The organism is Maribacter sp. Asnod2-G09 (genome assembly GCF_045063795.1).
GTDB lineage: Bacteria > Bacteroidota > Bacteroidia > Flavobacteriales > Flavobacteriaceae > Maribacter.
Window position 1 is genome coordinate 417,078 of sequence record NZ_JBEFOA010000004.1, and the last position, 16,224, is coordinate 433,301.

The 16,224-nt window shown below is 34.3% G+C and carries 10 protein-coding genes; 9 read left to right on the forward strand and 1 reads right to left on the reverse strand.

The window, feature by feature from the left end; all coding sequences use genetic code 11:
* Window positions 1-7: 7 nt before the first annotated feature.
* The 9 genes from tsaD to ACJJVT_RS08925 all read left to right on the forward strand — a co-directional run bounded on the left by tsaD (window position 8) and on the right by ACJJVT_RS08925 (window position 15,379).
* Window positions 8-1,036, forward strand: coding sequence for a tRNA (adenosine(37)-N6)-threonylcarbamoyltransferase complex transferase subunit TsaD (gene tsaD, locus ACJJVT_RS08885; protein ID WP_405398033.1), 1,029 nt, complete (start codon window positions 8-10; stop codon window positions 1,034-1,036).
* A 17-nt stretch (window positions 1,037-1,053) separates the two neighbouring features.
* The gene (locus ACJJVT_RS08890; protein WP_405398034.1) at window positions 1,054-1,761 is read left to right on the forward strand and encodes a 16S rRNA (uracil(1498)-N(3))-methyltransferase; all 708 of its coding nucleotides are present in this window, start codon (window positions 1,054-1,056) and stop codon (window positions 1,759-1,761) included.
* A 55-nt stretch (window positions 1,762-1,816) separates the two neighbouring features.
* Complete coding sequence (locus tag ACJJVT_RS08895) at window positions 1,817-2,467, forward strand: DUF4159 domain-containing protein (RefSeq protein ID WP_405398035.1); 651 nt, start codon at window positions 1,817-1,819, stop codon at window positions 2,465-2,467.
* 3 nt (window positions 2,468-2,470) lie between these two features.
* On the forward strand, window positions 2,471-3,571 hold the full coding sequence (locus ACJJVT_RS08900) for an AI-2E family transporter (RefSeq protein ID WP_405398037.1): 1,101 nt from the start codon (window positions 2,471-2,473) through the stop codon (window positions 3,569-3,571).
* Window positions 3,572-3,577: 6 nt separating this feature from the next.
* A complete protein-coding gene (locus ACJJVT_RS08905; protein ID WP_405398038.1) occupies window positions 3,578-4,768 on the forward strand; it encodes a class I SAM-dependent methyltransferase in 1,191 nt (396 codons plus the stop codon).
* 397 nt (window positions 4,769-5,165) lie between these two features.
* Window positions 5,166-8,333, forward strand: a complete 3,168-nt coding sequence (locus tag ACJJVT_RS08910; protein WP_405398039.1) for a SusC/RagA family TonB-linked outer membrane protein — start codon at window positions 5,166-5,168, stop codon at window positions 8,331-8,333.
* Window positions 8,334-8,337: 4 nt separating this feature from the next.
* Window positions 8,338-10,026 carry a RagB/SusD family nutrient uptake outer membrane protein gene (locus tag ACJJVT_RS08915; protein ID WP_405398040.1) on the forward strand — a complete coding sequence of 563 codons (1,689 nt, stop codon included), beginning with the start codon at window positions 8,338-8,340 and terminating at the stop codon, window positions 10,024-10,026.
* A gap of 41 nt (window positions 10,027-10,067) precedes the next feature.
* On the forward strand, window positions 10,068-11,672 hold the full coding sequence (locus ACJJVT_RS08920; protein ID WP_405398041.1) for a fasciclin domain-containing protein: 1,605 nt from the start codon (window positions 10,068-10,070) through the stop codon (window positions 11,670-11,672).
* A 329-nt stretch (window positions 11,673-12,001) separates the two neighbouring features.
* Window positions 12,002-15,379 (forward strand): VCBS repeat-containing protein, encoded by a 3,378-nt coding sequence (locus tag ACJJVT_RS08925; RefSeq protein ID WP_405398042.1) that lies wholly within the window; start codon window positions 12,002-12,004, stop codon window positions 15,377-15,379.
* Window positions 15,380-15,392: 13 nt separating this feature from the next.
* Here ACJJVT_RS08925 and ACJJVT_RS08930 read toward each other — a convergent pair whose 3' ends face one another.
* Complete coding sequence (locus ACJJVT_RS08930; protein ID WP_405398044.1) at window positions 15,393-16,106, reverse strand: prolyl oligopeptidase family serine peptidase; 714 nt, start codon at window positions 16,104-16,106, stop codon at window positions 15,393-15,395.
* Window positions 16,107-16,224: the final 118 nt, after the last annotated feature.

The following is a 16,224-nucleotide window of genomic DNA, read 5'->3' on the forward strand; positions in this document are numbered from 1 at the left end:
TCCAAATATGTCGGAACACGATACAATTTATATACTCGCTATAGAATCTTCTTGTGATGACACTTCTGCGGCAGTTTTAATGAACGATAAAGTGCTCAGTAATGTTGTCGCCACCCAGGCTATTCATAAAGAATATGGAGGGGTTGTACCAGAACTTGCATCAAGAGCACATCAACAAAATATAGTGCCCGTTGTTCATCAAGCCATAGCCAAAGCAAATATCGATAAAAAACAATTATCAGCCATAGCATTTACACGCGGACCTGGACTAATGGGTTCTTTACTTGTAGGCACATCGTTTGCAAAATCTTTATCATTAGGTTTACAGATACCGCTTATTGAAGTTAACCACATGAAAGCCCATATTTTAGCTCATTTTATAGATGACGAAACTATGAAAGCACCGTCATTTCCGTTTTTAGCTTTGACCATAAGTGGAGGTCATACACAGATTGTTCAAGTGAACGATTTCTTTGACATGAAAATTATTGGGCAAACTTTAGATGATGCCGTTGGGGAAGCATTTGACAAGAGTGCAAAAATTTTAGGGCTACCCTACCCTGGCGGACCTTTAATTGACAAATATGCAGCAACAGGTGATCCTCATAAATTTGAATTCACCATACCGAACGTAAAAGATTTAGATTTTAGTTTCAGCGGATTAAAAACGAACATACTCTATTTCATTCAGCGACAAACGAAAGAGAATCCTGATTTTATTAAGAACAACCTAGAAGATATCTGCGCATCAATACAGTATACTATTATTACTATATTGATGAAAAAGCTGAAAAAGGCAGTAAAGCAAACTGGTATAAAAGAAATTGCTATTGGCGGCGGCGTGTCTGCAAACTCTGGTATTCGGAAGGTTTTAACAGAAGCCCAGACAAAATACCAGTGGAAAACATACATACCCAAATTTGAATATTGTACAGATAATGCTGCTATGATTGGTATTGTAGGATATCAGAAATACAAGAACGAACAATTCTCTCAACAAGATGTTACGGCTAAAGCCAGATACATTATATCATAGTCAATAAAATAAACCATATGCAATTATTCTACAATCCTGATATTAAAGAAACTGACACTACTTTCATTTTCGACAGTAATGAAAGTAAGCATATCGTTAAGGTTTTGAGAAAAAAAATTGGCGATGAATTATTTATCACCAATGGCATTGGTTACTTATTTAAAGCTAAAATAATTAGCGACAATATAAAAAAATGTGAAGTTGAGCTTATATCCTCTAAAAAAACACATCCAAAATCTCATTGGTTACATATAGCAGTGGCACCAACTAAAATGAATGATCGCTTTGAGTGGTTCTTAGAAAAAGCTACCGAAATAGGCGTAGATGAAATAACACCTATAATTTGTGAGAGATCAGAACGCAAAGTATTAAAATTGGAGCGAATGCAACGCGTACTAGAGTCTGCCATGAAGCAATCTTTACAGACATATTTACCCAACTTCAACGACCCCATTAGTTTCTCTGAATTTTTAGAAAAACCCGCAGCTGAACTACAATTTATTGCGCATTGCGAAGACACAGAGCGCCATGAACTAAAAAGAAGAGTTGCGGCAGATAAAGATGTTACCATATTAATTGGTCCTGAAGGCGATTTTTCTCCTGAAGAAATTAAAAATGCTATGCAAAAAGGCTATGCACCAGTTGCCATGGGTAAAACAAGATTAAGAACCGAAACAGCAGCAATTGTTGCATGCACTATTATTGCGACGATTAACAACGGGTAAAGAACCTCTAAAAAACAGCTTCAATTTATCACAACCTATTTTTGTAGATTTGAATATGAAAAAAATTATTCTTGCCTTTCTCTTTTTCATATTGTTTTTTAGCATGTCTGTCAACGCCCAAGAAATAGCTATTTTAAAATATCAAGGTGGTGGCGATTGGTATGCCAACCCTACCGCATTACCCAACTTAATTAAATACTGTAATAATAATATTGACACAACTTTAAAAAATAAGCCAGAAACTGTAGAAGTTGGTAGCAGCGCTATTTTTCAATACCCCTTCTTACATATGACAGGGCATGGCAACGTGGTATTTTCTGATGAAGAACTAGAAAACTTAAGAACCTATCTTTTGTCTGGTGGTTTTTTACATATTGATGACAATTATGGTATGAAGCCCTATATCACTAGAGAAATAAAAAGACTTTTTCCGAATACGGAATTAGAAGAATTAGGAGCCGAACATCCTATTTTTTCAAATAAATACAGCTTCCCAAAAGGATTGCCAAAAATACACGAACATGATGGGCAGCGACCACAAGCATTTGCCATATCACATAACAATAGAATTGTCTTGCTATTTACTTCAGAATCAGATTTAGGTGATGGCTGGGAAGACCCTACAGTACATAACGATACAGCAGAGGTTAGAGAAAAAGCACTACAAATGGGTGCAAATATTATAACCTACGTTTTTAAAAATTAATCAATGACCTCAAAAACCATCTCCCAAGGTATACTAAGAGCAATAGGCGTATTAGTCGGTATTGCACTTTTACTCTATTTTTTATATACCATACAATCTGTAATAGCCTATTTAGCAATTGCAGCGGTCACCGCATTAATCGGCAGTCCATTAGTACGTTTTTTCAGGTTACGCCTTAAATTACCTAATATACTTGCAGTAATCATAACCATGCTTTTAATGGTGGGGCTATTGGTAGGTGTAGTCGCACTATTTATTCCATTATTATCAGAGCAAGGCAAAAATTTGTCGCTACTCGATATTGATGAGTTACAGACAAGTCTAAATACTTTATATCATCAAATTACTAATTACTTAGGACTTTCTTCTCACATTGTGGAAGACGTAATTGACGATGCAGGTTTAGAAAAAAATATTTTACAGGGACTAGATATTGGCTTTATACCTAACTTTTTAAATTCCTTTTTAAATGTTTTAAGTACAGCAAGTATCGGCTTGTTTTCCGTTCTTTTTATATCCTTTTTCTTCTTAAAGGACAGTAAATTATTTGAGCACGGTTTATTAATATTTATTCCAATAGATAAAAAAAAAGGCACCACTAATTCAATTGGTAAAATCAATGGGCTATTATCAAGATACTTTGTTGGTTTGTTACTACAAATATTTATTCTCTTCGTCATTTACACCATAGTTCTATTAATTGTAGGTATTGAAAATGCGGTCGTAATAGCATTTCTATGTGCCCTATTCAATATTATACCATATATAGGTCCTATAATTGGTGGTGTAATTATGTTGACCCTAACAATGACTAGCAATTTAGGTTCTGATTTTAGCGAGGTAATATTACCAAAAACAGGATATGTATTTATAGGATTATTAATTGGTCAGCTAGTAGACAACTTTTTCTCTCAACCATTTATATTTTCGAATAGTGTAAAATCTCATCCCTTAGAAATCTTCTTAGTAATAATTATTGCCGGATTATTATTTGGTACCGTAGGTATGATTGTTGCTGTACCTGGGTATACCGCTATTAAGGTTATTCTGAAGGAGTTTCTGTCTGACAATCAAATTGTGAAATCTTTGACCCATAATCTCTAGGCATTCGTGAATTCTAAAATATTAGCTAGTGATGCACAAGAGTTTATCAATGATAATTTAAACACTGATATTCATAAAATCCTTTTATCTAAATCAAAATTTGACGAGGTTTCTTCGAGAGAACTAGTTGAGCAAATAGAATCGAAATTAAAAGCAAAAACGAAATTACCAACTTGGTTTAACGCAGCTAACATCTACTACCCTAACAAATTAAATCTTTCGCAAACATCTTCAGAAATTACAGCGAACTATAAAGCCACATTAGTTCATGGTACTACGATTATTGATCTAACTGCTGGGTTCGGTGTAGATTCATTTGCCTTTAGCAAGAAAATGAAACATGTTATTCATATTGATAAAAATGAGGATTTATCAAAAATTGCACAGCATAACTTTGAACAACTAGACGCTACCAATATAGAGTGTCTTGCGGCTGATGGATTAGAATTCCTTAAAAATGCCAACAACCCTATTGATTGGATATACATTGACCCTTCAAGAAGAGATAAGGATAACAAAAAGGTCTATTACTTATCTGACTGCGAACCAAATGTTGTTAGCAACATGGATCTTTTATTATCAAAGTCATCTAACCTACTTATTAAAACTGGACCATTACTAGACCTTAAAAGCGGTTCAAAAGAATTGTCACATGTAAAAGAAATTCATATTGTAGCAGTAAATAATGATGTAAAAGAAATTCTTTGGTTAATTGAGAAAGATTATGAAGGTGAACCATTAATCAAAACATTAAATTATAAAGCAAAGGCATTACAAGAATTTCAATTCCGTTTAAGTGAAGAGCATATTACCGAATCGCAATATTCAAATCCACTTGGCTATATCTATGAACCAAACGCAGCGATTTTAAAATCTGGAGCATTCAAATTATTAGGAGAACGTTTAGGTGTTAAAAAATTACAGTCCAATTCTCACTTATACACCTCAGATGAATTTATTTCATTTCCTGGTCGAATATTTAAAGTAAAAGGCGTTTATGATTATTCTAAAAAATCGTTAAAAAAAGAAGGTATCATTAAGGCAAATATCACCACTAGAAATTTCCCAGATTCGGTGATTAAAATCAGAAAGAAATTGGGAATTAAAGATGGTGGAGAAAACTATCTTTTTTGCACTACAGATTTAGAGGAAAAATTGATCATAATTTCGTGTTTACAGATCTTTCAAGATCATTAGAAGATCAAAAATTGATTCATACTCATAGAATTTAAGACAAATTAAAAATACCTAAATTCGCAAAACTACAACGTTGTATATTAACTTTTGACGTAAATTTTACCTACATTTTAAATTGAAAATGTTAAAAATTTAACTTGTTAAATTCCAAATTTTTAAACAGCTAAATTATTGATTACTCAATATTTACGCCTATTAATACAGATTATTACAATAACAATACCTCTAAATGGTTTTATGACCTTCGAAAATTAACGTTGTTGAATTATTCATATTTAAAGGAAAAGTGCTATTATTATACCTGATTTTGATTTTTTTAACATTTAAACACTGCAACTAAAAATATTAAAAGGTCAATTTCTACACATTTAATTTAAACTAACAAACAACAACGATTATGAATCAAAAACGTGATTACACGTTGATGAAATCCAGAAAAAGGTCTTCCTTTATTAAGACTGGAGTTTTATCAATGCTTGTTTGCTTAAGTGCCCAATTGGCTCAAGCAAATGAAAACACAAGTACTTCAAACGAAGTTGAAGTAAAAACGCTTCAATCTACCATTACAGGAACCGTTCTTGATGACACTGGCCAACCACTACCTGGAGCTAATGTCGTAGAAAAAGGTACTACTAATGGTACGCAAACAGATTTCGATGGTAACTATAGCTTAAATGTATCTGATGGTGCTACATTAGTATTTAGCTATATAGGATTTAAAAGCACAGAGATTGCCGTAAACGGTCAATCAAGCGTTAATGCAACTTTAGCCGAAGATGCTGCCGCTCTTGATGAAGTTATCGTATTAGGGTATTCTACACAAACCAGAGGAGATTTAACTGGTTCAGTAGCGTCTGTAGATGTATCTGAGGCAACTAAAGCACCAGTTGTAAATGCTGCTTCTGCATTACAAGGTCGTGTAAGTGGTGTAACTGTAGTACAAAATGCAACACCAGGTAGCCCTCCAAAAATTAACATTCGTGGTTTTGGTACAAGTAACAATACCAACCCATTATTTATTATAGATGGTCTTCAAACAGATGATCCATTTGTATTGAATAGTATTAACCCGAACGACATTGACCAAATGAACGTTTTAAAAGATGGTGCTGCTGCTATATATGGTGCAAGAGCATCTAACGGTGTAGTAATTATCACAACAAAAGGTGGTGGTTACAACATGGATAAACCTGTTGTATCTGTTGATACCTATACAGGTTTCTCTACTGTAGCAAACACTCCTGATCTTTTAAACGCACAACAATTAGGTGATGTCTTATATCAAAGTGCCATTAATGATGGTACAGCATTCAATCATCCTCAATATGGTAACGGGTCCTCTGCAGTTGTTCCTTCTACTTTGAATGGCTACACAAGAGTTGTTTCTTATGACCCTATTACTAGAGGTCCTGCTTCTGCAACTGTTAACCCTAATGGTACAGATTGGATCGATGCTATTACAAGAACAGCAGTTATACAAAGTGTTGCGTTCTCTGTAGCAAATGGTGAAGAAAACAGTAAATACAGTCTTTCTGCCAACTACTTGAATAATCCAGGTAACCTTTTAGAAACAGATTATAAAATCGGACAAATTCGTTTGAATTCTGAATTTAAAATCGGAGATAAAGTACGTATCGGAGAACACTTCAGTACTGCTTACAGTAATTCTAAAGGTGGTAGCGGTGCACAATACGAAGAAGCAATAAGAAGTAGCCCGTTAATACCACTATATGATGACAATGGTAATTTTGCAGGTACTGGTGCTCAAGGTACTGGTAACTCTAGAAGCCCATTAGCTCAATTGAATAGACAAAGTGACAACTTTAATAAGACTGTTAGAATTTTAGGTGATGTTTATTTATCTGCACAATTAATGGACGGCCTTACCTTTAAATCAACTATTGGTGGTACTATCAACTCATTTAATACGCGTGGTTTTCAAGCATTAGATCCTGAACATAGTGAGCCATTAGGTGTTAATCAGCTACAAGAACGTAACCAAGATGGTTATTCTTGGACATTTACAAATACTTTAAACTACAAAAAAACATTCAACAACAGTAAAATTGATGCCTTGGTAGGTATTGAATCTGTAAAAGAGGGTGTAAAAGGAAAATTAGTTAGTCGTACAGATTTCTTATTCGAAACTCCTGATTTTTATTTATTAAACAATGGTAGTGGAGTTCCATTAGTGAATGAAGCCTACGATTCTGCATCATCGCTTTACTCTTTATTTGGTTCTGCAACATATTCTTATGGAGATAAATATTTTTTAACAGGTACCTTACGTAATGACACTTCTTCTCGTTTTACAGGAGATAACAAAAGTGCCACTTTCCCTTCACTTAGTGCAGGTTGGGTAGTAAGTAAAGAAGATTTTATATCATCTGATTCAGCTTTAAGTTGGTTGAAATTTAAAGGTTCTTGGGGTCAGTTAGGTAATCAATCACTACCAGCAAATAACCCAACTATCAATATCTCAAATTTAAATGAGCAATACGGTAACTATGCAATTGATGGTAATACTATAGCAACAGGTGCTATATTATCTTCTGTAGGTAACCCTAATTTAAAATGGGAAACTAGTGAAGCAATAAATGCAGGTGTTGAATTAGGTTTTTTCGATGATAAATTTAATGTTGATTTTGAATGGTTTAAAATCACTACTAAAGATTTAATTGTTCAAGATAATAGCTTGATAAGTACTACTGCAATTGATGCAGGTGCACCTTACGTAAATGCAGGTAATGTAGAAAACACTGGTTTTGATGTTACCTTACGTTATAAAGACGAAACAACTTCTGGCTTTAAATATGGTGTTGATGTCAACTTCTCTCACTACAAAAATGAAGTAACCGATTGGATTAGTGAATTTCAAGTTGGTGACGAAAGCTTCCGTGGTGGTGCAGTTTCAAGAACACAAGTTGGTGAAGCTATATCTACATTCTTTGGTAGAGAAGTAATTGGTTTTACAGATACAGGTAGATTTGAATATAGAGATGTTAATAATGATGGTGAGATCAATGATGATGACAGAACTTTTATTGGTTCTCCACACCCAGATTTCACTTACGGACTTAACTTTAACTTAGGTTATAATTCTTTCGATTTATCATTGTTCTTACAAGGATCACAAGGAAACGATATTTACAACTACAATAAAATCTATACAGATTTTCCAACATTTGCTGATGGTAACCGTAGTGTAAGAGTTTTAGATTCTTGGACACCAATTAACACTGATGCTACTTTACCAGCATTAAGTAGTTCTATTCAAAATAGTGAAACACAACCAAATTCATACTTTGTTGAAGATGGTTCTTACTTACGCCTTAAAAACGTACAACTAGGTTATGCTTTCTCTGATAAAGTTGCTAATTCAATTGGTTTAGATTCTTTCAGAGTTTACATACAAGGTACAAACTTACTTACCCTTACTGGATATGACGGATTCGATCCTGAAATTATCTCATCAGTAACCGGTAATAACCTAACAATAGGTGTAGACAGTCAGGTTGTTCCACAATCTAAAATTCTTACACTAGGATTTAATTTAAAATTGTAAAAAAATGAAAAAGAAAATAATATACTTATTCTCACTATTCGCTGCTTTAAGTGCATGTAGTGACGATTTTACCGAGCAACCTGCAATTGGTGCTCTTAGTGATGCTGCCGTGCAAAATGAAGATGGTGTAGAATTGCTTTTAATTGGAGCCTACTCTACATTAGACGGTATACGTAATAACCTATCAGGTAATGGATTTGCTGCAAGTGGAGACAACTGGTGGTTTGATGTTTTAGCTGATGATGCCCATAAAGGTAGTACTGATGGTGATCAAGCTGAACTTTTTGAAATGGAAACCTATAATTGGACTACAGGTAACCCTTATGTATTAGGAAAATGGTCATCTACTTTTGCAGGTGTTAACCGTTCTAATGCAGTTATTGCTTTAATTGCAACTATAGAAGATGCTGATTTAACTGGAAAGTTAGCTGAAGCTCGTTTTCTAAGAGGTCATTTCAATTTTGAATTGCAAAGAATCTACGGTAATGTTCCTTACATTTCTGAAGAGAACTATGCAAATACAGAATTTAATCAGCCAAACCCTGGACCTATCTGGGATCAAATAGAAGCTGATTTTCAATTTGCTGTTGACAATTTACCTGCTACTCAAGCACAATCAGGAAGACCATCTTCTTGGGCTGCTAAAGCTTACTTAGGTAAAGTTCATTTACAGCAATCTGAATGGGCTCCTGCTCTTGCTTTATTCGAAGAAATCATCAATGATGGTCCTTACGCTTTAAATCCTGAATTTGTAGCAAATTGGGAAAGTGCTGGAGAAAATAGTTCTGAAGCTGTTTTTGCTATTCAATTTACTGCGGATGATGCAGTATCATATAATGGAAACATTGGTGGAGTATTAAACTTCCCTAATCCAGGACCATTTGGATCTTGTTGTGGTTTTTACCAACCTTCTCAAGATTTAGTGAATGCATTTCAAACAGATGCATCAGGTCTTCCTTTATTAGATACTTTCAATCAAACTGATGTAGCAAATGATTATGGTAAAGAAGATGATGAGGATTTTACGCTTCACACCGGACCGTTAGATCCTAGATTAGATTATACAGTAGGTAGAAGAGGTATTGATTATAACCGTTACGGAACTTTCCCAGGTCATTCTTGGATTCGTGCAACATTCTCAGATATCTCTGGTCCTTACTTACCAGCTAAAAATGTTTACCAATCAGGTGATACCGACAATCAAGGTTCAGGTGCATGGGGACAACAACACGCTGGTATTAACTATCATATTATTCGTTATGCCGATGTTCTTTTAATGGGTGCTGAAGCAGCTGTTGAAACAAATGATTTAGCATCTGCGTTAACATGGACAAACTTAGTTCGTAACAGAGCTAAAAATATGACGTACATTCAAAATGAAGCTGGTGAAGCTGATGCGGCAAACTATGTAATTGAGCCATATACTGCTTTCGCTAGTCAAGATTTTGCTAGAAAAGCTGTTCGTCATGAGCGTCGTTTAGAACTTAGTATGGAAGGCCACCGTTTATTCGATTTAAGAAGATGGGGTAATGCTGCAAGTGTAATGAACGAATACATTACAAATGAAAGTCGTACGATACCAAACTTTGGTACTAAAGCTAATACGGTTGAAGCAAAGCACGATATCTTGCCAATCCCGTTAAACGCAATAGATTTAAGTGGAGGAATTCTACAACAGAATCCTGGGTATTAAATAAAACAGAATTATAAAATCTTATACTAAATAATTTAGATATGAAAACATTTCGAATATTAAGTATCACATTATCAATGCTTGCCTTAATCGGTTTCAGCTCGTGTGATGATGATGATATAGATGGTAGCGACACCTTAATTGGTCCGGGTACCGTCGACACTAGAATCAATACAATTGGTAGCCTTTCTAACTTAAATGCTGCAATTGAAGCAGCATCTGGTGACATTGCTACAACATTAAACGGTACTGGTCCTTTTACAGTATTTGCACCAAATGATGCAGCGTTTGAAACATTTGCAACTCAAGTAGGGTTTGAAGCTAATGACGATGATGGATCAGCAGCGGCACAGCTATTGTCTGCGGCTGATGCAGATTTACTTGCTCAGATATTAACCTACCATGTAGTTGCAGATAACATAGAAGCATCAGGTTTTTCTGATGGTCAAACATTAACTACAGTGCAAGGAGGTTCACTTTCTGTAGCAGTAGGAGATGATGTTTTTCTTTTGGATGCCTCTAATTTACCTGAGACAAACCCTGTTTCTAAAGTTACACAACCTAACTTTTATGCTGACAATGGTATAGTACATATAATAGACAAGGTTCTTTTACCTCAAGAGGCAATTGATGCCCTAGATTTTGACATCCGACCAACTTTATTGGACTGGGTTACTGGAACTGATGATTTAAGTTCATTAGCTGCAGCTGCAACAAAAGCAGGATTGGTTGACGCTATCGCCGATTTGGAATCAGCTAGAGTTTTAGCTCCAAACAACGAAGCATTTGAAGCTCTTTTCGATGCTCTTGGTGATGATTATAATGATCTTGATGATTTTGATAATTCTGCTGAAATCGAACTTCTTAGTCAGATTTTACTATATCACATTTTATCATCTGATGATGGTTCAACAGACTTAGTAACAGGACCAGCTATGACACTTTTAGAAGATAACACTGTAGATGTTGTAGATAATGCAGGTGCTTTCGAATTTGGAGATGTTACAGCTACCAACGCAACAATTGTTACCGACGGTATTGATTCTAAAAATGGTGTCGTAAGTGTAATTGATAAAGTTCTTTTACCACAAGCAGCTCTAGACTTTATTGCATTGCTTGGATCTGATGATTTAGCAACAACTGTTGTGAACGCACCATCATTAAGTACTTTAGAAGAAGCATTAATTGCAACTGATTTAGTAGATGTATTTGTTGACGCTACCAATATGGAAGATGAAGAGGCAACTAATTTTACATATTCTAGAAATGCAACAGTTTTCGCTCCGTCAAATGACGCCTTCGTAGACTTATTTGATGCATTAGGTGCTGATTATACTAGTATCGCTAGTTTTGATACAGAAGAAGAATTGGAGTTACTAACCAACATACTTTTATATCATGTGGTAGCAGGTAAAATTACTAGTGCAGATTTAGCAGCTGGTACATTGACAACTTTATCTGAAAAAGATTTAGAAGTAATCAGTGTTATTGGCTCAGAAAATTTCGTAATTGGTGATGCAACGAACGATGTAAATGCAAATATTACAACTCCAGATGTTTTAGCAAGAAACGGGGTTGCACATATTGTAGACAAAGTTTTATTACCACAAACGGCAATTACTTTTATTGACTCTTTAGATGACTAAAGCATCAATATAATTTAAATTTGGGTTACGTAAAAAATAACCTTAAAAGCAGGACATTTTTCAATGTCCTGCTTTTTTTTTGAGTAAAATTTAAAAACAATATTTTATAATGTAGTAATACAAGTAATTAGTAAATCATAATAGCATCTGTTCCTCTTTAGATTTAAAAAAACTCACAAAAGATAACAGGTTAAATCTTTAAGTAAGTACACAACTACTTGTGATATTCAGTACAAAAACACTATTTTGGTACTACAGAAATGCAGATCAACATTTGCGAACATAAGACACTTTATCACATTTTTCCTTTTCAATAAACTCACAAAAAATTGAACACTTCTTCTCTAGTAAATAGCACTAAAAATCCGGTTACCAGAATATTTTCGGTCTTAACAATTACATTACTTATAATCAGTATTTTTTCATGTAATCAAAAAGAATCGAACTCACTTTTTAAAGTGGTCTCTGCTTCTGAATCAGGAATTGATTTTAACAATAAAATTGTAGAAACTGACAGTTTCAACATTTTAACCAGTGAATACATATTTAATGGTGGTGGTGTTGCGATTGGCGATTTCAATAATGACAATATGCCCGATATATTTTTTAGTGGAAACCAAGTAGCTAATAAGTTATATTTAAATCAAGGTAATTTCAAATTTAAAGATGTCTCTAAAGAATCTGGTATAGAAGCACTAAACAAATGGAATACCGGTGTTGCTCTTGCAGATATTAATAATGATGGCTTTTTAGATATATATGCATGCTCTGCCATGTTAGACAGCGCTGAAGAAAAGAAGAACATTTTATATATAAATCAAGGTCTAAATAAAGATAACATACCCACATTTATAGATAAAGCTAGTGAATTTGGAGTTGAAGAATCTGCCAATAGTATGGGAGCATCTTTTTTTGATTATAATAAAGATGGGCTCTTAGATTTATACGTTTTAAACAATGTTGACATTCATGTTTTACCATCTAACTACAGAAAGAAAATTACTGATGGCTCTGCGTTGAGCAATGATAAATTATATAAAAATAATGGCGACGGTACTTTTACAGATGTCACCATAGAAGCAGGCATAACTATAGAAGGTTATGGTTTAGGGCTTTCAATTGCCGATTTAAATTACGATGGCTGGTCAGATATCTACGTAAGTAATGACTACCTATCTAATGACATTCTATATATCAACAATCAAGATGGTACCTTTTCAAATAAGATAAAAGAGAACACGAAACACCAAAGTAAGTTCTCTATGGGTAACGACATATCTGATTTTAATAATGATGGTTACCTAGATATCATCACATTAGATATGCTAGGTGAAACCAACGAACGGTTGAAAACAACTTTACCCGGAAACAAATACACCGAATATATATTAAATGACCGCTTTGATTATGAATATCAGCATACCAGAAACATGCTACAGAAAGGTAATGGAAACAATGTACCGTTTAGTGAAATAGGCTTAATGGCAGGCGTACCAAAAACAGATTGGAGCTGGTCTCCCCTATTTGCTGATATGGATAACGATGGTTATCAAGATATATTAATTACAAATGGATTTCCAAGAGACATTACTGACTTAGATTTTGGTGATTTCAAGTTTAACGTAAGTAGATACCTAAGTCCCGCACAAATTTTAGACTCTATTCCTAAAATAAAGATTCCTAATTACGCCTATAAGAATAACAAAAATAACCAGTTTACAGATGCGAGCGAAGAATGGGGAATAGGCATTCCCTCCTTCTCCAATGGTGCAGCATTTGCTGATCTAGATAACGATGGTGATTTAGATTATATCGTAAATAACATAAATGACGAAGCTCTTATTTTTCAAAACAATACGAATCAAAAAGATGGTCAACATAATTACCTAAGTATAGAGTTATTAGATACTTCTTCAAAATCGCTAAAGACAGGAGCAAAAATTGCAATAAAATTTAAAGACGGTACTTTTCAATACCAAGAACACCATACGTATAGAGGCTATATGTCTACCGTGGAAGATATAGCGCATTTTGGACTAGGTAATAAAAAACAAGTAGCATCTGTTGAAGTACTTTGGGCAGATAACAAGTATCAAAAAATAGAGAACGTTGAAGTTAACCAAAGGTTAATCATAAAATACGAGGATGCAATTTCGATATCTTCAGAAAATTTGAATTTTCCATTTGTTGCAAAAAAAGTAGCTCCAATTTTCAAAGAAGTTTCTAATGCTATTGACATCAACTATTTACATGAAGAAAAAGATATTGTAGACTCTAATATTCAACGAACTATACCACATAAATTAACGCAAAATGGTCCTGTCATAGCTACAGGAGACCTTAACGGCGATGGTATAGAAGATTTTATTATTGGTAGCTCTTCAGGTATGTCTCCACAATTATTTTTTCAAAACAAAGAAGGCAGCTTCATACAACAGACATTATTTAGTGATGATGAAAACAATATCTATGAAGAGGAAAGCATTGCTTTATTTGATTTAGAAAATGATGGCGATTTAGATATGTACCTAGTTTCTGGCAGTAATGAATTCAACTTAGAAACTACAAACTATACCGATCGATTATTAGTAAATGATGGTAAAGGAAACTTTACGGTTTCAACCGGTAAAATGCCACAAGTAAATGCAAGCGGCTCAGTCGTTACCATCTCAGATTTTGATAAAGACGGCTTCGTTGACCTCTTCATTGGTGGCAGAACCCCTTATTCAAAATATCCTAATGCTGAAAAAAGCTTCTTATTAAAAAACGAAAACGGCATATTAAAAGATGTAATAGATAGTCTTGCTCCAGAATTAAGAAACATAGGTATGGTTACCGATGCCATTTGGGCAGATATTGATTTAGACGGAAATGATGACTTGATTGTTGTTGGTGAATTCATGCCTATCACTATTTTCAAAAATAATATAACCAGTTTCAATAAACTAGATAAAACCGGAGTAGAAGAACTTTCTGGTTGGTGGGAAAGTATTGTAGAAACTGACATCGACAATGATGGTGATATTGATTTCATAGTAGGTAACTTAGGTATGAACAATTTCTATCAACCATCATCAGAAAGACCAGTTACCGTAATCGCGAAAGATTTTGATAACAATGGTACAATTGACCCTGTCATGTTTGCTTATTTTAAAGAGAGCTTTGATAATCCTACATACAAATCATTTCCAGTAAACTTTTGGGGAGATTTAAATGGTCAAAGCCCCCTATTTAGAGCGAAATTCAGCACTTTTAAAGAATACTCCAAAGCAACCATCTCAAGTTTATTTACCGATGAAGAATTAGAAGAATCAATAACACTAATTGGTAATTTCGACAAGAGTATAGTTCTAGAAAACATGGGCGATGGTACATTTAAATATAATGCATTACCTATAGAAGCACAAGTTGCTCCAATTAATGGAATTACGACATTAGATTATAACAATGATGGCAATGAAGATATATTGTTAGTAGGTAATGATTTTGGAAATGAAGTCTTCATTGGACGATATGAAGCTTTCAACGGTTTGTTATTAAAAAATGATGGTAAAGGCAATTACATAACTATTAATACTAATGAAAGCGGATTTCTTGTGCCAGGTGATGCCAAAAACATCATAAAGGTAAATAGTAATCTAGAAGACCGACCATACTTCATTGTTACTCAAAACAGAGATTCTGTAAGGGTATTTCAGAAGAATTAATTAGCTATTTCTGTTACCTCAACTCTTGATTCATAAACCAATCATATAAAGCTTCTGTTTCGTATGCCTTGATCCATGCGCTATGACCTACATTGGGGTATCTGGTAAATATAACCTCGTAGCCCATTTCTTTTAATTTAGCCACCATGGTCTCTGATTCGGAAAAGGGTATGGATTTATCTTTTTCACCATGAAAAACCCACATAGGCATTTTTTTATTTATCCATGAGGCATAAGGTAAAGGTGCCATACCACAAACCACAGCCATAGCTGCGAAAGTATCTGGGTATTGCACTGCTAATTCCCATGCTGCGCCACCTCCACGGCTTAATCCGGTTAAATAAATTCTACGTTTGTCAATTCTATTATTATCTACAATGGAATCTAGCAGTTGCTTTACTGCTCTCGTATTCCACCATTTTTTGGCGTTAGGGTTCTGCGGAGCCAATATTAAAAACGGAAATTTCTTACCCTGAACTATTAATTTAGGCGGACCATTTCTTTTCACCGTAACCAAGCTATCGCCCGATTCGCCACCGCCATGTAAAAACAATAATATCGGAAAGTCTTTTTCAGGCTCCTCCTCATAATCTTCTGGATAATATAAGTAATAGGCTAGATTCTCTTTTACATTCGTTTCCATTTCTGAATCTATCAGAATAGGTTTAGCTTGAGATGCACAACTTTGAAAAATAACCAGTAAAATAATATATAAAATTGACCTCATCTGTGAATGCAAAATTTTCTATCAAATGTACCTTAAAAACAAGCTCTTTTGAAGTAAAAGTGGTTTTAGGTCCATTTGTGTTCGAAACGTTAGACGAATAAGAATTCAAAAACTTAAT